The following is a 20,656-nucleotide window of genomic DNA, read 5'->3' as shown; positions in this document are numbered from 1 at the left end:
CAGCAACGTTTGAACGATTTGATTTGATGAGGGTCGATCCAATCCTTCTCAAGTATACTTATGAATATTCTGTTGGATTGGAAATTGATGGAACTCTACATACCGCCTATTCTTCTATAGTAAACCTTGGCATAGGGTGGATAGTCCAAAATGAAGCGGTGCATCTTGTTGAAACCTTGTCCCCAGAGGTATTCTCTTTTCGCGAAGATCCCCAACTCTATCGAACCGGATTCCGCTCCATTCTCAGAGTCCCGATTGTCTTCGATCATGGGGTGATAGGGGCGATTCTCTTAGCAAGTACGGAGGCAGGACGATTTCAGATCGAAGATGCCATGTTTTTTGAGATTCTCTCAAAATTAGTAGCCTTGTCTTATTTCTATGCGGGTGTCCAGCTTCAGCATGAGTTTCAAACCTTGGGTACATCAACCTTGCTTCAGACGTTAATATCTTCTGTTCAGGATCGCTTTACTTATGAATTCTTGAATCAATATTGTACCCAATTAGGCCTAAACTCTAAGATAGAGCGTGTTGGAATTTGTCTTATCGATCAGGAAAAGGAAGAGTGTTCTTGTATTGCAGGAGCCTGTAAAACTTTTAAGGGACAAGGCAAATGTACCCCTCTCTCAAATACCGGAATTCAAGAGATGATGAAGTCAAAGAGTATTGTCGCCTTTAATCTTGCCGATCCCCGTTTTCAAAATATTGAATTAGGGATAGTTGGTCAAGGCATAACGGCGATTCTGTATGCACCCATTGAAAACCAAGAAGGGAAAATCATTGCCGCACTCACCGGGGTAACTTCAGACGAATTTGCTTTATCGTTAGCTGCAGCAGGGATTTTTAAGTTCGCCTCAGACCATCTCGGACGTATTCTTTCGAATATGACCATTGGTATCCAGATTGAAACAAGTCCGAAGCGGTTACAAATTTCCTCCGTTCCAAAGGGGTTTGAACAGATTATAGGTTCATCAGAAGTTGTTCGGAATACTGTTCACCAAGCCTCAATAGCGGCAAAATATGATTTTCCGATCTTGATTACAGGGGAGACAGGAACCGGTAAAGAACTGTTTGCCAAAGCGATTCATCAGTCTGGTCCTTCCTCCAAAGGCCCGTTTATTGTTGTTAACTCTGCGGCAATTCCACCCAATCTTTTAGAGTCAGAGCTTTTTGGCTATAACGAAGGTGCCTTTACTGGAGGATTGAAGGGCGGCAAAAAAGGAAAATTTCTCTTAGCGGACAAGGGGACTATTTTTCTGGATGAAATTGGGGAGCTGTCACCCGAATTACAAGCAAAGCTCTTACGAGTGGTCCAGGAACAAGAAGTCGAGCCACTCGGGTCAAATAAACCTATACCAGTACATGTGAGAATTATCTCAGCAACAAACCGTGATCTAAAACTGATGCTCCAACAAGGAGAATTTCGAGAAGACTTACTATATCGCTTAAATGCTATTGAAATAAAGCTTCCTCCCTTGCGACTACGTGGTATGGATATCCTTGATTTAGCCGACAACATGCTTCGTTTTCTATCTAGAACACATGGAATGCCGGTTAAGCATCTCTCCTCAGAAGCGAAAACCCAGTTTCTAAAATATTCTTGGCCCGGTAATGTTCGCCAACTTCAAAATGTAATCAACCGACTGTTTGTTTTCACAGAAGGTCAAGTAATAGACTCCCGGGATCTTCCTCCGGAATTGTATACTTTAGCTGCCAATGAAGCAGAGACCGAGTATGAGAAACTTGAACGGTTGTTAATCGAATTTGAGGGAAATAAGACTGCCATCGCTAATTTTTTAGGGATTACACGCACTGGCTTATGGAAAAAATTAAAACGTCTTGGCCTTCAACCATAAACCTAGTTTAGTTATTAATATTAATATAAAAAAAACGCCTATAAGGCATTAATCAACATAATACCCATAGGCGCTAGTCATCAGCTATTTCTACTTACTTTCCGGTAACAACTCCTAAGTTTTGCTTACTTCTTCCTAAGTAAGTCCTTGTTATTTTTGTATTTCAGGAATCCATCGACACCAAGAAGTTCAGCATATTGAGCAAATTTAAGAAATGCTAAGTTAGTCCAAATATAACCGAAGTTATTAAAGGAGCCACCAGCTAGAAACTGTACATTCATGAACATTGCTACAAGCGCAAACCAGAATATCCGAAATCCTAGTATCATGGAAATACCTACTAAAAATTCAAAAACCACGACTAAGGTATCAGTCACTCCTGGCATACCTAAAAAGATATTTTGTGCAACCCAAGCAAAGGCTTTATTAATGTAAAGTGGATCAAAACTAGTAACTTTTGGGCCGGCTATGTTGGTAATGAGACTTCCAATTTTTGCAGCCGAATTAAGTTTACCATCCGAAAACCATACTATTTTGTGCGATGCAGATTCAACCCACGCCAATCCATAAATTAGTCTTGCTACTGTGAAAACAATCACTAGAAAAGCCACTTTTCGATCTTTAAATTGTTCTTTTACCGTATCAAAATATGTTGTCATAAATATAAGTCCTCCTTTGATATTGCTCTGTTCTGTAATATAAGAAACCCAACTGAAAAGCTATTCCTCCTCCTTATGTTTTTAATATCCGCTTGTTGTTTTATAAATAACATAAATTCACAAGCTTAGTCTATTGACATTACGAGAATATATATTGCAAGAAGCATGCCAACTTAAACTATAGAGAAAATAGCCATTTTCATAGTAACAGGTGTTAACTAGTCAACGGTGTGTAAACTTTTCGGATAAAAATTGTTAACAATGGACGACCAAGAAACGATTTTAGGATATTGACATGTCAGGATAAATTAACCATAATTAGATTGACCGAACGGTCGGACATTATTCTGAATGGAGGTTAATATGGCACGGCTGAAAGACAAAGAGGAGACCATTCTAAATGCGGCATTTGAAGTGTTTAGAGAGAATGGTTTTACAAATGCCAATATGAAGGATATTGCAGTAAAGGCGGGACTGGGAAAAGGAACCCTTTATGAATACTTTCAAAACAAAGAAGATTTGTTTATACAGGTAGTTAAGGCTATAACAAATAGCATCTTTCATGAAATAAATAGTAGAATTTGCGATAAAGTTACGCTGCGGGAAATATTGAACGAAATTATTAGGTTTACCCAGGAAACGATCGAAGAGGCTGGATTTCTCTTCAAGTTTATGATGTTTGGCGAAATCTTCGAAATGAGCAGCGAAGTGAAGCAAAAGTTATTCGCGATGATTTTGAGTAGTAGGGAGGAATCTGTAAATTTATTGCGGGACCTCTTTGAAAAGGGCTTTGCAGACGGAATTCTCAGGGAATTTGATTGGGAGTTTGCAGCGAATTTTATACCTGAAATGATTGGCTCTTATTGTATTTTAAAAGTGCACATAATGGATGATTGCTGGTCACAGCAACAGAAAGATCTTGACAGGGAAAAAATAATTGATTTTATACTTAACGGAGTAGGGGCTATAACAAAGTAAGGATTGGATTCTATTCAGTCTTAAAGAAGGGTGAAGGTATGAGTAAAAAGAGAATGATCTCAGTCGTGATAATTGTAGTTATTTTTATAAGTGGAGTTGCATTTTTTAAACGCAACGAAATTCAATCGATCTATGGAGCCAAGGATAATCAGAGTGTGGCACCTGTTACAAGTGACAAGGTTGCAGTGGAAGTAGTTAGGCCAAAAGAGGCGCAAAGCGAAAGTTCATACTTTAAAGCAACGTTGGAAGCTGATCAGGAGGGAATTGTAAGTTCGAAGAATAGTGGAAAAGTAGTCAGTGTTTTATTTGAAGACGGAAAACAAGTCACTCAGGGTGAGACACTTGTAATTTTAGATGATCAGGATATTAAGAACCAGATAAAGTCCGCTGAAAGCCAGTTGGAGGTTTCAAAGGCGTCACTGCAAAAGACAGAGGCGAGCCTCGAAAATACTCAACGCGCTTACGAACGGACAAAAATATTAGCGCAGCAAGGTGCTGTTGCACAGGTTGAATTAGATAATGCAGAAACTTCTCTGAAAATGATTAAGGCAGACATTGCTTCAGGTCAAGCTAATATTCAAGCGGGGCAGACCAATATTGACAATTTAACAACTACATTGGCCGATATGATCATCCGAGCTCCAATCACTGGCGTTATGGACTCGAAAAATGTCAAACTTGGACAGTTCCTTACACCAGGAAACGTTCTGGGAAAGGTTAATGATATTTCATTGATGGATGCCGTTATCGAAATAGACCAAAATCAAATTCAGACTATAAAAATAGGACAAAAGGCTAAATTAAAGCTAAATGAAGATGATACTAATACCTATGAAGGTGTAGTAAAAAGCATCAATTCCTCTGCCGATTCATCTTCCAGAGCTTTCAAGGTGAAGATCCAATTGAATAATGAGAAGTTGTCCTTAAAACCGGGGGTATTTGCTAAAGTTACGTTAATGAACGATGCAAAGGTCCAGAATTTTGTTATACCTGTAGCGTTGATAGCCGGGAAGGAAGGCAATTATTCCGTATACATAAATGACAATGGAATTGCCAAAAAACAAGCAGTAACAGTTGGAAAATTGGTAAACAATCAGGCAGAGATCAAATCAGGACTTCAAGGGAATGAATCAATTATATCGACGAACCTGAACATGATTCAAGAGGGTGATAAGATCACGGTGGTGTCAGAATAGGGGGGTGCTAAGGGATGTTTGTTGCAAATATTAGTATAAAACGACCTGTATTTATTACCGTTATCATCATAGTATTCCTTGTTGTAGGAATGCTCTGCTATAAAGGATTAAACATTAATGATATGCCACAAGCAGACTTTCCTTATGTTACAGTTACAGTTGAACAGCATGGTGTTGCCCCCGACCAGATAGAAACCAATGTGGCAAAGAAAGTTGAAGAAGCCATAGGGCAAATTTCTGGTGTAAAGCATATTTATACAAATATCAGTGAAGGCTTATGCAACGTAATAGTTGAATTTGACTTAGAAAAATCGCCAGATGTTGCTGCCCAGGAAGTGCGGGACAAAGTTAGTTCGGTAAGGAAAAGCCTCCCTAATGACATAGATGAGCCGATTATTGCAAAATATGATTTTCAAGCTCAGCCTATTTTATCACTGGCAGTGAGCGGTACAATGGATAATCGTGCAATTACCAAGATTGTGGATGATGTTATCACAAAGAGTATGTACACTGTCAGTGGTGTAGGCTCGGTTAAGGTATACGGTAAAGAGGAACGGGAGATAAAGATCAAACCGGATCTAGATAAGTTAGCCGCCTATGGTCTGGCTCCAGCTGAGATGGTAAGTGCAATCCAAAATGGCAACATGGAAAGACCGGGCGGGAAGGTTACTGATGGGCAAAGTGAAATATCCCTTCGGACCGACAACAATGTTAAGAGTCTAGAGGATTTTTACAATATTACGGTAGGGGTACGTTCGGGTCGTGAGATTAAGGTTCGTGATGTTGCTACGGTATCGGACGGAACTAAAGATAGGGACAGTATCTCCTATTATGACGGCAAAGAGGCCATTGGTGTTGATATTGTTAAACAGTCGGGTTCTAACACGGTACTTGTCTCAGATAATGTAAAAAAGCAATTAGAGCTTATTAAGGGAGTTCTTCCTCAAGGAATAACCATCGATGTTGTCTCGGATAATTCTGTGTCTATACGTGATTCGGTTAATGAAGTCGTAAAGACCATCCTTGAAGGGTGTATTCTGGCGGTCATTATTGTGTTCCTTTTTTTGAGGGAATGGGAAAGTACCTTGATCAGTGGAATTTCACTCCCGACCTCTATTGTAACAACGTTCATCGCCATGAAGGTCATGAATTTTTCTCTTAACACCATGTCACTGATGGCCCTGTCGCTAGCGGTTGGGTTGTTGATTGACGATGCCATTGTGGTGATCGAGAATATTGTCCGTCATTTACATATGGGTAAGCCGCCCATACAGGCAGCCCGGGAGGCTGCATCAGAAATTGGGCTAGCGGTAATGGCAACAACCTTTGCAGTGGTCGCGGTTTTTGTGCCAATCGCCATGGTTTCGGGGATTATCGGAAAATATTTTATTGAATTTGGACTTACCGTCGCATTTAGCATGCTGGTTTCACTGTTTATATCCTTAACGTTAGTGCCTATGATGTCCTCCAGATTGTTAAAAGCTGAGAGAAAGACGAAAAAAATCCTTTGTAGGACATTTTTTAGACTGGTTTAATGACAAATTTGATTTGTTGGGTGACAAATATTCAAAACTTTTGAAAGTTATTCTTAGTCATCGCCTTATAACCCTAGTCTTTACGATTATAATTTTTGTCGCTAGTATTCGGTTGGTTCCTCTGTTGGGCTTCAGCTTTGTCCCTTCCACTGATACAGGGAGCATCACTGTAAGCGCGGATACGGATTCGGGTTTGACCCTGCAGGCTGGAGGGGAAAAAGCTAAAGAAATTGAAGAGAGGCTTAAAAAGTATCCTGAAGTCACTCATGTTTATACTACTGTGAGTTCTGAACATATTTCAATTTATGCGAAATTGACAGAGAAACAAGAGCGGGAAAAATCGTCTAAACAGATCGCTTCAGAAATGAGGGAGGACTTAAAAGGAATCGCTGGAATTGAACTGGCCGTAAAAGCAGGTTCTTTAGGACCCAGTGAAGGTAAGGATGTCTCCTTTGTTATCATGGGTAATGACGACGAGGCGCTACAGGGTTTTGCAATGAAAGCCAAACAGATATTGAGCCAGGATCCTCATGCAAAGGATGTGGCGATAAATGTTAAAACCGGCAAAACTGAAACAAAATTAGAAGTTGACAGAGATAAGGTTTCTGATCTTGGGGTTAATACATCACTTGCGGCAGCGACTATACAGGCGCTTTTTGACGGAATTGATGCCGGAAAATTTGAGTACGCAGGTGATAGGTATAATGTTCGGGTATCCTTGCCAGACAATCAGCGTAAGAGCTTGGATAATCTGGACGGTATCTATGTAAGTGGCTCAACTGATAAAAACGGCGTAAATGAAAAATTGGTACCACTTGCCAATGTTACTAAAAAAGTTCTTTCCACTTCGTATTCCTCAATTCACAGATATGATAGGCTTAGGCAGATTGAGCTTTCTGCGAATGTAGAAGGAATAGCCGTGGGGGATTTTTTAGAAAAGTATAGGAACAAACTAAAGGACGGTCTGGATATTCCAAAGGGAGTTATTGTAAAGGATGGAGGAATGAACGAGGCTATGTCGGAAGGCTTCGCTAGTCTTGTAACCGCGCTCCTAATGGGTATATTGTTCATGTTCTTGGTTATGGCCATGCAGTTTGAAAGCTTTTTGGATCCCATTGCGATCATGTTTTCGCTGCCAATGGCGCTAATCGGTGCTGTTCTTGGACTGTATATTGCTGGTAGTGAGATGAGCATTATGTCCCTCATTGGAATCATTCTGCTTATGGGACTAGTAGCTAAGAATGGTATTCTGCTCATAGACTTTACAAAGCAGAGAAGGAATGAAGGACTTAGTGTAAAAGAAGCTTTGATTGAAGCTGGTGCCGTCCGCTTAAGACCTATTCTCATGACGACTCTGGCCATGATCTTCGGTATGATTCCCGTTGCCATTGCAAATGGAGCCGGGGCAGAAATGCGTGCGCCAATGGGGCATGCAGTCATTGGTGGTTTGATCACGTCAACGCTCTTGACCCTCTTTATCGTTCCAGTGGTTTATTCTCTGCTGGATGATATGAAGAAAAAGTTCCGCAGAAATACTAAAAAAACTGCATACGAAAAAAGAGATATATCGTTGAACTAAAAGGACATTTCCACAGCTATTGCATATTCTCTGGTGTGGGTTGTTAGAGTTTGTATCAAATGTTAAACTAAAAGTGAATTTGGGAAGAACAATAGGAGGGGTTCATGATGAAAAAATGGTTAATTCCATTAGGAATAATTGTCCTTTTGGGCGTAATGTTAGTCTCTGGGTACAATAATCTGGTAACTATCTCAGAAGGTGTCAATGGGAGCTGGAGTCAGGTTCAAAATCAGTTGCAGCGCAGAGCGGATTTGATCCCTAATTTGGTAGAGACCGTAAAAGGATATGCTTCGCAGGAAAAAGAAGTTTTTACTGCGGTCGCTGAAGCAAGAGCAAAATTGAATGGTGCCAAGACTGTGGGAGATGCAGCTCAGGCAGATCAGGCATTAACAGGGGCTCTAGGGAGATTATTGGCTATATCCGAAAGTTATCCACAACTCAAATCGGATGCTAACTTTCGTGCCTTACAAGATGAGCTGGCCGGTACGGAGAACCGCATTGCGACCGCTCGAATGGATTACAACAATACCGTTCAGAGTTATAATACCAAAATCAAGACATTTCCGACTTCTATTTATGCTGGAATTATTGGCTTTGGACAAAGAGATTACTTTAAGCCCAATGCTAATGTAAACAATGTTCCAGCCGTTAAATTCTAACAGAAAAAGGCTTTAACGAAGGGAATGAGGCCCAATGAGGAGGATACCCCTTCTTGTAATAACAATATTGTTTTTACTTACCATAGCAGCTCCCCTAAGGGCGGCAAGCAGTTCCATTCCCCAACCGAGCAGTGAATTTTTCGTTTTAGATCAGGCTAACGTTCTAGATCAATCAACGGAACAAACAATTATTCGAACGTCTGCCGCGCTAGAGAAAGAAACGAAAGCACAGATCGTGGTAGTTACGGTAAACAGTCTAAACGGGGCATCACCAGAGGAATATGCCTTAGCGATCCTGAGAGGATGGGGGATCGGAGATAAGCAGTTAAACAATGGGCTGCTTATTCTTGTGTCTCCAACGGAACGAGTTTCGCGGATTGAGGTCGGGTACGGGTTAGAAGGACCCTTGCCGGATGCCAAGACAGGCCAGATTCAGGATGAGTATATGATTCCGTACTTTCAAAAGAATGATTATAATCTGGGAATCCTAAATGGATACAGTGCTTTAACCCAGGAGGTTGCTAAAGAGTATCAAGTAACTCTAGAAAACATGCCCCATGCGTCAGCCGTTTCAACTTCCTCTTCAGCCACCGCCAGTAAGTCCCTACCAACTTGGGCTAAAGTTATTTTCTTTATCCTGATTCTACTGTTGTTTTTTGTTGATCAGCGTATCTTTAATGGTTTTTTCTTTGGATTAATTTTAGGAATTCTACTCCGTGGCAGAGGCGGTGGTGGCGGTGGCGGCGGATTCGGTGGTGGGGGTGGTTCAGGTGGCGGAGGAGGCAGCTCCAGACGTTGGTAATCCTACAAGGGTTGAATTATTAAATTCAGCCCTTGTTTCTTATAATTTCAGTCATAATAGCTAACGATATATGGGAAGAGGAAGAAAGAAAGTTTTACTTATAGTTTTTATAGTTTTAATTGATTATTTTGAGTGGGTTAGGTATAATTTGCTTTGTTGTAAAAGTATTAGAGAGGGTGCTGAAATGGGAAAAGCTTTAATTATCGGTGCTGGCGGAGTTGCTAGTGTTGCTATTCATAAATGTTGCCAGAATCCAGATATATTTGAGGAAATTTGTATAGCTAGCAGAACTGTCGAGAAATGTGATGCGATAAAGAAAAAATTAGTTGGAAGCCGTACCAAAATTCAAACAGCTCAACTTGATGCGGATAATACTGAGATGGTCATCGACTTGATTAAAAGCTTTAAGCCGGATATAGTCATTAACCTTGCGCTTCCTTATCAAGATTTGACCATTATGGATGCCTGCTTAGCTACTGGGGTTGATTATCTGGATACTGCAAATTATGAACCTCTGGATATTGCTAAATTTGAATACAAATGGCAATGGGCTTATCGAGAAAAATTTGCTCAGGCAGGGTTAACTGCCTTGTTAGGAAGCGGTTTTGATCCTGGGGTGACTGGCGTGTTTTGTGCTTATGCCCAGAAACATTATTTTGACGAAATTCATTCTATTGATATTGTTGATGCCAACGCAGGGGACCATGGCTATCCCTTTGCTACAAATTTTAATCCTGAAATCAATATTCGCGAAATTACCGCCAACGGAAGGTACTTTGAAAATGGTTCATGGGTCGAAACTGCCCCTCTTTCATTGAAAAAAGTCTATGATCTTCCGGAGATTGGCCCCAAAAGTATCTATCTTATGTATCATGAAGAACTTGAATCTCTAGCCATTCATATCAAGGGAATTAAGAAGATTAGATTTTGGATGACATTTTCTGATAATTACCTCAATCATTTAAAAGTCCTTGAAAATGTAGGCATGACTTCAATTGAGCCTATAGAATTTGAGGGTCAACAAATAGTTCCTTTGCATTTTTTGAAGGCTGTGCTGCCTGATCCTGCATCCCTCGGGCCGAGAACTAAAGGGAAAACCAATATTGGCTGTATTATGCAAGGGCTTAAAGACGGAAAGCCAAAAACCTATTATGTCTATAATATTTGTGATCACCAAGAGTGCTATGCTGAGGTGGGGTCACAAGCTATTTCCTATACAACAGGGGTTCCGGCAATGATTGGAGCAATGTTGATACTCAAAGGTATTTGGAAAAAACCAGGCGTTTTTAATGTTGAAGAATTTGATCCTGATCCGTTCATGGAGGCTTTAAATCAATATGGTCTACCTTGGCAGGAATCGTTCTCGCCAACTCTCCTTGATTGAGGTGTATTAATGGACATTGATATTAATGACCTGCCATCACCCTGTTATATTTTGGATGAAAGACTTCTTATAAAAAACCTGGAAATATTGCATTCTGTCCAACAACGTACGGGATGCAAGATTCTTCTTGCCCAAAAAGGATTTTCAATGTTTTCCGTATTTCCTTTAGTGGGCAAATATCTAAAAGGCGTAACGGCTAGCTCATTGTTTGAAGCTAGGTTGGGTTATGAAGAAATGGGAAAAGAAGTTCATATTTATGCACCTGCTTACGTGGAAAACGATTTTGATGAAATTCTTGGCACTTGTGATCATATTACCTTTAATTCGTTTGAACAATGGAATCGATTCAAGGACAAAGTTAAAACCATAAAAGCCAAAACGATCAGCTGTGGAATCAGGATCAATCCGGAGTATTCGGAGATCGAGACCCCTATTTATAACCCCTGCTATCAGAATTCGAGATTGGGAGTGACGTTGGCCAATTTCCAGAATGAAGAGCTTGATGGCATTGAGGGGCTACATTTTCACACTATGTGCGAACAGAATTCAGATACCCTTGAGCGGACAGTTCGAGTGGTTGATCAAAAATTTGGGGACTTTATTAAGCCCATGAAATGGCTCAATTTAGGCGGAGGGCATCATATTACAAGACCAGATTATGATCTTGAAACCTTGGTTCGTACAATAACATTTTTACAGGATAAATATGGAGTGGATATTTACCTAGAACCAGGGGAAGCTGTGGCTTTGAACACAGGCTTCCTTGTTGCCAGAGTTCTTGATATTGTAGACAATGGCATGGAAATTGCCATTTTAGATACTTCAGCAGCATGTCACATGCCGGATGTCCTAGAAATGCCTTACAGACCGACTATTATCGATGCTGAAAAGCCGGGTCAATACCCTTATACCTACAGACTTGGTGGGCTAACTTGTCTTGCCGGAGATATTATCGGCGATTATTCGTTTAGACAACCTTTAAAATTAGGCGATAGGCTTGTATTTTGTGACATGGCCCACTATACTATGGTGAAGAACAATATGTTTAACGGCGTGAATCTCCCTGCTATTGCACTTTTTAGTCCAAAAGAAGGTATTAAGATTATCAGGCAATTTGGTTATGAGGATTTTAAAACCCGTTTATCCTGATAAAGAAATAAGATATCCTGCTGGTGAGGTTTTTTATGTATGATTTAGCGGATTATAAAAGAACAAATCATAAAAAGAACTATGTTCATGATTTTCCGAAAGGAATTTTAGATGTCATTGAGGCGGACTATCCGAATCGATACTTTTTTAATGTTAGAGGGTCGAACCCAGATGACAGCCTTGTTTTCTAATGAAGAATGGATAGACATCTTGATAAAGTCGAGAGATTCCTACCAATGTCATATTCAAAGAATGAATTTAACCAGAAAATATTCTGCTCAAGGAATTTGATAAGAAAAATGCTTGATAGATAATGGGGCTTAAGGGGTTAGGCTGTGCTCAATGCGCAAGCCTAACCTCTTTTTTGTACTAGTCAGACCCCCATGCCGCTGCGCGGCACCACTGATGAATGAAATAACTTGTCGTTATATACTTTCTGGAAGCATAAGTGCATTATGACTTTTTAACATACCCCTTTTGTTTTAGAATATTCAAGTCTACCATTTATAAAAGTAAATAAAACTTTAGAATTTATATCAAACGGATCGCCACTATAGACAACAAGGTCGGCATCATATCCAGCCGTTATTTCACCAACCTTATCACCACATCCAATTATTTCTGCTGGATGTGAGGTTAATAAATGAAGAGCGTCTTTCTTTTTTAGACCTTCAGCAATGGTTAAGGCAGCAATAGTGCGTAATTGGTCAATTGAGTTGTAGGGATGATCAGTAATTAGGGCTACTTTTACGCCAGCTTCAACTAAATTAATGGCAGTTTTATAGTTGCGACTTTTTAGTTCCATTTTAATCCTAGGGGTTAACATGGGGCCAAACGCAACCGGGATCTTTCGTTCCTTGAGGTATTCCTTAACCAAATCTGCTTCTGTACCATGTTCAATCACCAGTTTATTAATCTTAAACTCTTCGGCGATGCGTATTGCCGAAATAATATCGTCAGCCCTGTGGGCATGAGCCCGTAAGGGCATAACCCCTTTGAGCACTGGAATAACAGCCTCTAAACGTATATCACGATACTTAACTTTGCCTTCTTCTTTTAAAACCATATAATCTTCTGCCTTCATAAACAATTCCCTAATTAAGCCAGAAGTCCCCATCCTTGTGACAGGACATTTACTATCTTTACCATACGTCGTGATCGGATTCTCACCGAGGGCAATTTTTAGGCCAACTGGGTTCTTTAAGATCATGTTATCGAGGATATGACCCGCTGTTTTTATGGCTAAGGCTAGACCACCTACGGCATTATTACTTCCTGGGCCAGTCATAACGCTGGTAACACCGGACTTAACAGCATCTTTAAACGCAATATCTAAAGGATTAACGGCATCAATCCCTCTTAAATGCGGTGTAATAGCGTCGGATGTTTCATTATTGTCAACGCCTATTTTCCCAGTACCTTCTTCTATTATTCCTAAGTGAGTGTGGCAATCGATAAATCCTGGCAAGACATAGTGTTCTTCTATATCCATGATTTCGGAACTGCCATCGGAAAATAGGGTATCTGAAATACAAGATATTTTTCCGCTCTGAATTAAGATATCCTTTTTTTCTGTTTCGCCATTACTCTGCACTATGAGACAATTTTTTAGAAGTAACGAGTTCAATGAATCCCCTCCTTTTTTTAAAATTCAAGGGAGATCCCTTTTTATGAGATCCCCCTCATCGAATAAGTAATAACTTTAATTATAGATTTGCAGCGCTGCAGTATTTGAATTTTTCATGAATAACGTTCTTTTTAACATTATTAGGGTTACCATGAAATGGACTTTTATGCTCCTCAGCGCGATTCAATTCTTCTCAGTGTTTGGAACCCATCAAGATCGATTTATTAGTTAGTAACATGTGACGTATACCATGAAAAGTTATATAATTACCCCTATACATAATTTAATAACTACTGTGCAAAATTTAGGTCGGAGGTAGAACATCAAGATGATGAATCCTTTCTTTCTTTTGGTTATTGCTTTAATGCTGACAATTTATGGTGGTTTCAATTATTATGTGGGTCTGCGAGGGTGGCAGGCTTTATTCAGTTATTTACCTTTTTTAAGTTCAAAGGTATATTGGCTGATCTTTTTACTAATTTCCTTTGCCTATTTATTGAGTCGTTTAGCTGAGAAGTATCTTCCGACAGTTTTATTCGAAGGATTAAACGTGCTGGGGGTTTATTGGCTGCCAGTTATGTTATACTCCTTATTGTTGATCACAGCGCTAGATATACTACGCTTGCTGGATAGGTGGATTGGATTTGTGCCGCTGGGGATAAAACAAAGTTTAAACCCGGCTTTGGGATTAACTATATTAATCTTAGTCGTTGGTATTGTGAGTTATGGAGCTTGGAATGCCCGTCATCCTCAAGTTAACCATTATGATATATCGATTGCTAAACAGGCTGGCTCTCTTCAACAATTGCATGTTGTCATGGTTTCCGATATTCATTTAGGGACGATTGTTCATAATGAGCATCTGACTAAAATGGTGAATACGATTAATGAACTTAAGCCTGACCTGATCTTGTTTGCTGGGGATGTGTTTGATGAAAATATCGAGTCCTCGAATAAACAGGAAGTTTCCGATAACTTTCGCAGACTAAGTGCTCAATACGGAGTTTTTGCGGTTTTAGGGAACCATGAGTACATTGGCGGCAATGCTGAAGAAGCGATCAAATACCTAGGTAAGGCAGGGGTGAAGGTCTTAAGGGACAGTTCCGAAGAGATCAATGGTGCTTTTTACTTGATCGGGCGGGATGATAAGTCGGGGTCTCGCTATAGCGGTGCCAAACGACAAGACCTTAAAACCTTAATGCAGGGTTTCAATCATTCATTGCCAATCCTTTTAATGGACCACCAACCGTCACAGTTATCAGAGCCTTCAGAACAAGGCATAGATTTACAAATGTCTGGACATACGCATCGTGGACAAATGTTTCCCTTTCAATTTATTACAGAGCGAATTTTTGAAGATGACTGGGGATACCTGCGTAAGGGAGATTTCCAACTGATTGTTTCTTCAGGGTATGGTACTTGGGGTCCACCAGTACGGATCGGAAACAAACCGGAAATTGTAGATATTACAATAACGTTAAACCATTAAGCTAAAAGCTGAACTTTGTCGAGACTCTGAAGAAAACCTTTGGCTATGCCCAAAAGAAATACTTAATGAAGAAGTTCTCAATTTGAAGCACGAAAAACCCCCACCGAAAGTGGGGGTTTTCTATATCTTTGTTTACTTGAGCATTTCTCCAATACTTCGACCGAAGTCCTGACACTTAATGAGGCTATCGTCATCTGGGTTCCAGGTTACCTTTAACCCTTCGTTCAGTAGATCAAATCCGCCGTGTTCTAATTCAGCTGAAATAAGTTTAGTGTTTTCGCCACTCCAGCCATAACTACCAAAGGCAGCACCCTTTTTATTTTTAAATCCTAATCCCTTAATCATTTCTAATATTCCCGCGGCGGAGAAAAGGATTCCTTTATTAATAGTCGGGGAACCTACGATGATTGCCTTGGATTTAAAGACTTCAGTAATAATGTCATTTTTATCGGTATGGGTAGAATTGCAATTAAACAACTTAACCGTTACATCTGTATCACTTAATCGGATACCTGCGGCAATTTTCTCGGCCATTTTTCGAGTACTGTTCCACATAGTATCGTAAATGATGGTAATTTGATTTTCTTTATAATCTTTAGCCCATTCCATATATTTATGGACAATTTGCAAGGGATTATCCCGCCAGATGACACCATGACTCGGGCAAATCATATCGACAGGTAGGTCAAAGCTTAAGATTTCATTGATTTTATTTTCCACAAACTTACTAAACGGAGTTAAGATATTGGCATAGTACTTAATGGCTTCTTGATATAATTCAGCTTGGTCGACTAAGTCATTGAACATGTGCTCAGAAGCTAAATGTTGACCAAAACCGTCATTACTAAAGAGGATATTATCCCCAGTTAAGTAAGTAAACATTGTATCAGGCCAATGGAGCATTCTGGCCTCGACGAAAACAAACTCTTTCGATCCTAGGCTTAGCTTGTCCCCTGTTTTGACAGGTACGAAATTCCAATCTTGATGATACTGGCCTTTTAAGGATTTCATGGCATTGGCAGTACAATAAATAGGGGTATTAGGAATCTCCTTCATTAGTTCCGGTAATGCCCCACTGTGATCGGGTTCACCATGATTAGCAATGATGTAATCAATTGTATTTAAATCTAGTTCTTTCTTTAAATTAGCCACAAATTCCTTGGCAAAGGGCGTCCAAACACAGTCAATCAAGGCTATCTTTTCGTCTCGAACAAGGTAAGAATTATAACTGGATCCTCGGTGTGTAGAGTATTCATCTCCATGAAACTTTTTTAGTTCCCAATCGATTTTGCCAACCCAAGTTACACTCTTGTTAATTACAAAACTCATTTATGAAACACCCTCCTATTAAATAATGTTATTGATGAATTTTAAGCATCATTTACAAACAAACTATTTCTATTTAGTTTACACTAATTTCGATAAAGCTTCAATTATAAATAGACTTAGTTTTTAATACTTTAAAGAACGCTTATTTGGTCAGTCGCTAATTTATAGCGATTTCTACCATCTTGTTTTGCTTGATAAAGGGCATGATCTGCGGTTTCAATTAACATTTCAGGTAAGATTACAGAATTACCATATCCAATGGCTACTCCTAAACTAATAGTTACTTTTGGTGTGACTGAGGAATGGGGATGAGGAATACGATAATCCTGCACAATCAACGAATTAATTTACAAAGACTGTAAAGTGAAAAGTAGTTTAAGAAAGGGAAAAACTGTGAGGTACGAAAGAGGTTTTTCAACTTTAACCGCGAATTCATCCCTAATTACCCTATTAAGAGCAAAAATATGGTAAAATTTACGGGAGAGGTGAACTCGTGCGCTCGCTCAAACATCACATCCTCATATTGCTCCTAGGTTCCCTTGTTTTACTGGCTGCTAGCTTCCTCATGGTTCTTGGTTTTTATATGAAAGATCGTGCAGTGGCTGCTGCTATGATCAAAGCACAAACTGATTTAGCAACCTGTGAGGAAATCATTGATAAAACATATCCTGGCTCGTGGTCTGTTCACGAGGGGAACCTTTATAAAGGACCTATTAAAATTAGTCTTAATAATGATTTAGTGGATCATTTATCCCGGCTTACTGGGGACAGTGTAACGGTATTTCTTGAAGATACGCGGGTTGCGACTACGGTACTTAGTTCAAAAGGCGAACGAGCAATTGGGACCAAGGTTTCTGCTAATATAGCCCAGACAGTATTAAAAGATGGTCAGACTTTTATTGGAGAGGCTAATGTGGTTGGTCAGTGGTACCAAACGGGTTATGTTCCATTACGTGCAGAAAATGGCAATATTATTGGAATCTTTTATGTAGGGATTTCCCATGCCTATGAACAGGAAATTATCACTCGATCTTTGATCACAATGGCCGAATTAGGATTAGCTTTAACAATTTTGGTCGGACTTATTAGTTGGTTTACCATTCATAAAGTGATCATTGATCCCTTGCATACTATTGCGTTAGGAACTCGGGATGTAGCCACTGGACATCTTACCCAAAAGATTAAAGTTTCAAGCGCTAAAGAAATCGGAGAGCTTGAGGATGCCTTTAACCAAATGGTAGAACAAATCCAATCCCTAACTGGGGAAATTAACCGGGTGACTAGTTGTAATCCTGCAAATAACCTAATTGAGGGCAAAAATACGCTCACTGATGGGTATTTGTCGCTGCCCAGCCAAAACACTGCTGGGAATTTAGGAGAAGCCGGGTTGCCTAAGGGCTTACATCAAGCCACTCTTGGGCAGATAGTTTTATTTTTAAAAGCAAACCGACGTCCCCTCTCGGCTGAGGAAGTTGCAGAAGGAGTTAAGTTAACAAGGGTTACTGTACGCCGCTACCTCGAATATTTAGAACATTGTGGGGCATTGAAATCCGAACAGAAATACGGCGCAGTTGGCCGGCCTGTTAAGATATTTATACCACTGTAAAGTCGTGATAGCAGTGTGTAGAGCCACTGTTTATGAGCAGGAATAAAGAAGAGTTATTAATTAAGAGGCTCCTAACGGGGGCCTTTTTTCTATGTAGAAGACACTTATTGTTGTTTTAATAATTAATAATATTTTCTTTATTCACAAAACGCTTATTATATGTCCATAAACACGACAGACAATGATGTGAAAGTTAGAATAATCACATAACCTATTGTCTGCCCATCAGACCACTAAGACGAATAGACCCAATGGAGAACAAGCTAAAAACAATCAAAGAGAGGTGTAAATGTAGCAGTCGTGTTCTTTAATAAAGGAGGATTTTCATGTGTGATACCGCTTCGCCTAATCAGTTTGTCCAAAAGCTAGATGACTATATCGACAGTTTGACTCACAAAAAGGAAAATCTCATTGGGGTCCTGCATTATGCTCAAGAAATATATGGGTACTTACCTGATAATGTACAGTGGCATATTGCGCAGAAACTGGACATCCCTTCCGCTACAGTCTATGGTGTTGTGAGCTTTTACTCGTTTTTCACAATGATACCCAGAGGGGAACATGTTGTTAACGTATGTACCGGTACCGCCTGTTTTGTGCGAGGGGCCGAGAAATTAAAAGAAGAGCTTGAAAATCAACTCAAAATTAAGGCAGGAGAAACGAGTCCGGATAATCTCTTTACCTTAGAAACTCTTCGCTGCGTTGGAGCGTGCGGCTTAGCCCCTGTCATGATTGTCGATGGCAAAGTGCATGGACGCATGCACAAACCACAAGACATTAATGAAGTCTTGGCAAAGTACCGCCCGGAAAGCTAAGCGACGTCGAACCACGAACGTCAAACTAAGAACGTCGAACTAAGAACGTCGAATAAGGAAGCGTCACCGAAGGAAAGGAAAGCCATATGAAACTCAAAAATACCGATGCACTAAATGCATTACAAGCCCAAAGTCTTAAACTCCTTGAATCACGGCGTGCTATCGACTCTGTCGGCACTAAACACGCCCAAGGTTTGGTAAGGCACGTTATGGTCTGCGGAGGACCTGGTTGCCACTCCTCGGGCAGTCCTCGAATCGCCGAGTGTCTGGAAGAAGAACTAAACAGACTAGGATTGTCTGATCAAATAAAGGTCTTTCAACCGGGCTGTTTTGGTTTTTGCGAGAAGGGCCCAATGATCGAAATCTTCCCTGATAACGTAACGTATTGTGAGGTTTCGGCAGAAGACGTGACAACCATTGTTGAAGAACACTTTATACATGGAAAACAGGTTGAACATCTTCTTTTTATGGACCCAAATACCAAAGAACGTTTCGCTACCAAACTTCCCTTTTATGATGGACAACTTCGTATAGCCCTACGCAACGTGGGTTATATTGCGCCAGAAAACATTCTGGAATATATTGCTGCAGACGGCTATCAAGCCTTAGCTAAAGTTCTTTTCCAGATGACTCCCATGGAGGTCATTGACGTCCTTAAAGTGAGTGGGCTGCGAGGACGTGGCGGTGCAGGTTTTCCGACGGGTTCAAAATGGGAATTTACGCGTAAAAACCAAGCGGATCAACGATACATCATTTGCAATGCCGACGAAGGGGATCCGGGTGCCTTTATGGACCGCTCGGTCCTAGAAGGAGACCCTCATAGTGTTTTAGAGGCTATGCTTATCGCGGGTGCTGCGATTGGAGCATCCGAGGGATTTATTTATGTTCGAGCAGAATATCCAGCAGCGATTCATCGGTTAAAAGTTGCCATTGCGCAGGCCCATGAATACGGTTTACTTGGAAAAAGGATTTTAGGCAGCGATTTTAGTTTTGACATTGAACTTAAATACGGAGCCGGGGCCTTTGTCTGTGGGGAGGAAACGGCATTAATCCATTCTATTGAAGGGGCCAGGGGGGAACCTTCCGTTAAACCACCGTTTCCAGCCGAAAAGGGTTTGTGGGGTAAACCAACCTGTGTCAACAATGTGGAAACGTTGGCCAATATTCCTCCCATTATTTTAAAGGGAGCGGCTTGGTTTGCTGCTATTGGTACAGAAAAAAGCAAAGGGACCAAAGTTTTTGCTTTAGCGGGTAAAGTAAATAATGTAGGACTCGTTGAAGTCCCAATGGGGACAACCCTTCGGCAAATTATTTTTGACATTGGCGGAGGTATTAAGCAACGTAAAACGTTTAAAGCAGCTCAAACTGGAGGGCCATCGGGTGGATGTATTCCGACCAAGTATTTAGATTCCCCTATTGATTATGAATCCTTAGCATCTATAGGATCCATGATGGGTTCTGGAGGACTTATTGTTTTGGATGAAGATGATTGTATGGTTAATATCGCAAGGTTCTTCCAAGAATTCACGATGGATGAATCCTGTGGGCGTTGCACGGCCTGTCGTGTTGGCACCAAACGCCTGTACGAAATTCTGACTAAGATTACAGAAGGCAAAGGGACATTAGAGGATTTGGATAAAATGGAAAAGCTGTGTCGTATCATTAAAGATACTGCCCTTTGTGGATTAGGACAAAGTGCGCCTAATCCTATCCTGTCCACCTTAAAGTATTTCCGAGAAGAATATATTGCCCATGTTGTCGACAAAACCTGTCCAGCGGGCGTTTGCAAGAGTCTGTTGAAATATGAAATCACAGACAAGTGCGTAGGGTGTACCCTTTGTGTCAAAAAATGTCCTATGCATTGCATCACAGGCACTTCAAAGAAGCGCCACATCATCGACCAAGAACGTTGCCTAAAATGCGGGGCATGCATGGAACAATGTCGCGTCGTCGGCGCTATCATCTGCCATTAAGGTACCCCTAAAGGAGGACTCCA

General features: G+C 40.5%; 16 protein-coding genes and 1 pseudogene. 13 read left to right on the top strand and 4 right to left on the bottom strand.

Features of this window, described 5'->3' with window-relative positions; all coding sequences use genetic code 11:
* A partial coding sequence (locus tag UF75_RS09110; RefSeq protein ID WP_045574295.1) for a sigma 54-interacting transcriptional regulator occupies positions 1-1,853 on the top strand: 1,853 nt, incomplete at its 5' end.
* A gap of 125 nt (positions 1,854-1,978) precedes the next feature.
* On the opposite strand, the gene UF75_RS09105 is transcribed toward UF75_RS09110, so the two are convergent.
* Entirely contained in the window at positions 1,979-2,512 is a 534-nt protein-coding gene (locus UF75_RS09105; RefSeq protein WP_045574290.1) for a hypothetical protein, read from the bottom strand.
* A 351-nt stretch (positions 2,513-2,863) separates the two neighbouring features.
* On the opposite strand from UF75_RS09105, the gene UF75_RS09100 reads away from it, so the two are divergent.
* The 8 genes and pseudogenes from UF75_RS09100 (at position 2,864) to UF75_RS29950 (ending at position 11,985) form a co-directional block, all read left to right on the top strand.
* Entirely contained in the window at positions 2,864-3,490 is a 627-nt protein-coding gene (locus UF75_RS09100) for a TetR/AcrR family transcriptional regulator (RefSeq protein ID WP_348983040.1), read from the top strand.
* A 38-nt stretch (positions 3,491-3,528) separates the two neighbouring features.
* Positions 3,529-4,686 carry an efflux RND transporter periplasmic adaptor subunit gene (locus UF75_RS09095; RefSeq protein ID WP_045574288.1) on the top strand — a complete coding sequence of 386 codons (1,158 nt, stop codon included), beginning with the start codon at positions 3,529-3,531 and terminating at the stop codon, positions 4,684-4,686.
* A gap of 14 nt (positions 4,687-4,700) precedes the next feature.
* Positions 4,701-7,800: pseudogene (locus UF75_RS09090) on the top strand (efflux RND transporter permease subunit).
* Positions 7,801-7,907: 107 nt separating this feature from the next.
* Positions 7,908-8,459, top strand: a complete 552-nt coding sequence (locus tag UF75_RS09085; protein WP_045574287.1) for a LemA family protein — start codon at positions 7,908-7,910, stop codon at positions 8,457-8,459.
* A 67-nt stretch (positions 8,460-8,526) separates the two neighbouring features.
* Complete coding sequence (locus UF75_RS09080; RefSeq protein WP_242860174.1) at positions 8,527-9,261, top strand: TPM domain-containing protein; 735 nt, start codon at positions 8,527-8,529, stop codon at positions 9,259-9,261.
* 184 nt (positions 9,262-9,445) lie between these two features.
* Entirely contained in the window at positions 9,446-10,645 is a 1,200-nt protein-coding gene (locus UF75_RS09075; protein ID WP_045574285.1) for a saccharopine dehydrogenase family protein, read from the top strand.
* 9 nt (positions 10,646-10,654) lie between these two features.
* Positions 10,655-11,794 (top strand): carboxynorspermidine decarboxylase, encoded by a 1,140-nt coding sequence (gene nspC / locus UF75_RS09070; protein ID WP_045574284.1) that lies wholly within the window; start codon positions 10,655-10,657, stop codon positions 11,792-11,794.
* 35 nt (positions 11,795-11,829) lie between these two features.
* Positions 11,830-11,985 (top strand): hypothetical protein, encoded by a 156-nt coding sequence (locus UF75_RS29950; protein ID WP_242860173.1) that lies wholly within the window; start codon positions 11,830-11,832, stop codon positions 11,983-11,985.
* A gap of 272 nt (positions 11,986-12,257) precedes the next feature.
* On the opposite strand, the gene UF75_RS09060 is transcribed toward UF75_RS29950, so the two are convergent.
* Positions 12,258-13,421, bottom strand: a complete 1,164-nt coding sequence (locus UF75_RS09060) for an amidohydrolase (RefSeq protein ID WP_045574283.1) — start codon at positions 13,419-13,421, stop codon at positions 12,258-12,260.
* Positions 13,422-13,749: 328 nt separating this feature from the next.
* Here UF75_RS09060 and UF75_RS09055 point away from each other — a divergent pair, with 328 nt between their 5' ends.
* On the top strand, positions 13,750-14,910 hold the full coding sequence (locus UF75_RS09055; RefSeq protein WP_052693084.1) for a metallophosphoesterase: 1,161 nt from the start codon (positions 13,750-13,752) through the stop codon (positions 14,908-14,910).
* A 132-nt stretch (positions 14,911-15,042) separates the two neighbouring features.
* Here UF75_RS09055 and UF75_RS09050 read toward each other — a convergent pair whose 3' ends face one another.
* Both UF75_RS09050 and UF75_RS26955 read right to left on the bottom strand, forming a co-directional pair.
* Positions 15,043-16,239 carry an anaerobic nitric oxide reductase flavorubredoxin gene (locus UF75_RS09050; RefSeq protein WP_045574282.1) on the bottom strand — a complete coding sequence of 399 codons (1,197 nt, stop codon included), beginning with the start codon at positions 16,237-16,239 and terminating at the stop codon, positions 15,043-15,045.
* 131 nt (positions 16,240-16,370) lie between these two features.
* Positions 16,371-16,571, bottom strand: a complete 201-nt coding sequence (locus UF75_RS26955; protein ID WP_242860176.1) for a GGDEF domain-containing protein — start codon at positions 16,569-16,571, stop codon at positions 16,371-16,373.
* Positions 16,572-16,732: 161 nt separating this feature from the next.
* Between UF75_RS26955 and UF75_RS09045 the strand changes: the two genes are divergently transcribed.
* From UF75_RS09045 to UF75_RS09035, 3 genes are all read left to right on the top strand, one after another.
* Positions 16,733-17,845 (top strand): cache domain-containing protein, encoded by a 1,113-nt coding sequence (locus tag UF75_RS09045; protein WP_045574281.1) that lies wholly within the window; start codon positions 16,733-16,735, stop codon positions 17,843-17,845.
* A gap of 326 nt (positions 17,846-18,171) precedes the next feature.
* Entirely contained in the window at positions 18,172-18,660 is a 489-nt protein-coding gene (locus tag UF75_RS09040) for an NAD(P)H-dependent oxidoreductase subunit E (protein WP_045574280.1), read from the top strand.
* An 86-nt stretch (positions 18,661-18,746) separates the two neighbouring features.
* Positions 18,747-20,633, top strand: a complete 1,887-nt coding sequence (locus tag UF75_RS09035; RefSeq protein ID WP_045574279.1) for an NADH-quinone oxidoreductase subunit NuoF — start codon at positions 18,747-18,749, stop codon at positions 20,631-20,633.
* The last annotated feature ends 23 nt before the right edge of the window (positions 20,634-20,656 follow it).

Source organism: Desulfosporosinus sp. I2 (assembly GCF_000960765.1).
GTDB lineage: Bacteria > Bacillota > Desulfitobacteriia > Desulfitobacteriales > Desulfitobacteriaceae > Desulfosporosinus.
This window is presented reverse-complemented; position numbering and strand designations above follow the sequence as displayed.

What these genes read in the sequence shown, in the direction of transcription:
- UF75_RS09095 (WP_045574288.1), top strand. Translation starts at nt 3,529, where the DNA reads ATGAGTAAAAAGAGAATGATCTCAGTCGTGATAATTGTAGTTATTTTT.
- UF75_RS09040 (WP_045574280.1), top strand. Translation starts at nt 18,172, where the DNA reads ATGTGTGATACCGCTTCGCCTAATCAGTTTGTCCAAAAGCTAGATGAC.
- UF75_RS09105 (WP_045574290.1), bottom strand. Translation starts at nt 2,512, where the DNA reads ATGACAACATATTTTGATACGGTAAAAGAACAATTTAAAGATCGAAAA.
- UF75_RS29950 (WP_242860173.1), top strand. Translation starts at nt 11,830, where the DNA reads ATGTATGATTTAGCGGATTATAAAAGAACAAATCATAAAAAGAACTAT.
- UF75_RS09100 (WP_348983040.1), top strand. Translation starts at nt 2,864, where the DNA reads ATGGAGGTTAATATGGCACGGCTGAAAGACAAAGAGGAGACCATTCTA.
- UF75_RS09055 (WP_052693084.1), top strand. Translation starts at nt 13,750, where the DNA reads ATGATGAATCCTTTCTTTCTTTTGGTTATTGCTTTAATGCTGACAATT.
- UF75_RS09075 (WP_045574285.1), top strand. Translation starts at nt 9,446, where the DNA reads ATGGGAAAAGCTTTAATTATCGGTGCTGGCGGAGTTGCTAGTGTTGCT.
- nspC (WP_045574284.1), top strand. Translation starts at nt 10,655, where the DNA reads ATGGACATTGATATTAATGACCTGCCATCACCCTGTTATATTTTGGAT.
- UF75_RS09050 (WP_045574282.1), bottom strand. Translation starts at nt 16,239, where the DNA reads ATGAGTTTTGTAATTAACAAGAGTGTAACTTGGGTTGGCAAAATCGAT.
- UF75_RS09035 (WP_045574279.1), top strand. Translation starts at nt 18,747, where the DNA reads ATGAAACTCAAAAATACCGATGCACTAAATGCATTACAAGCCCAAAGT.
- UF75_RS09085 (WP_045574287.1), top strand. Translation starts at nt 7,908, where the DNA reads ATGAAAAAATGGTTAATTCCATTAGGAATAATTGTCCTTTTGGGCGTA.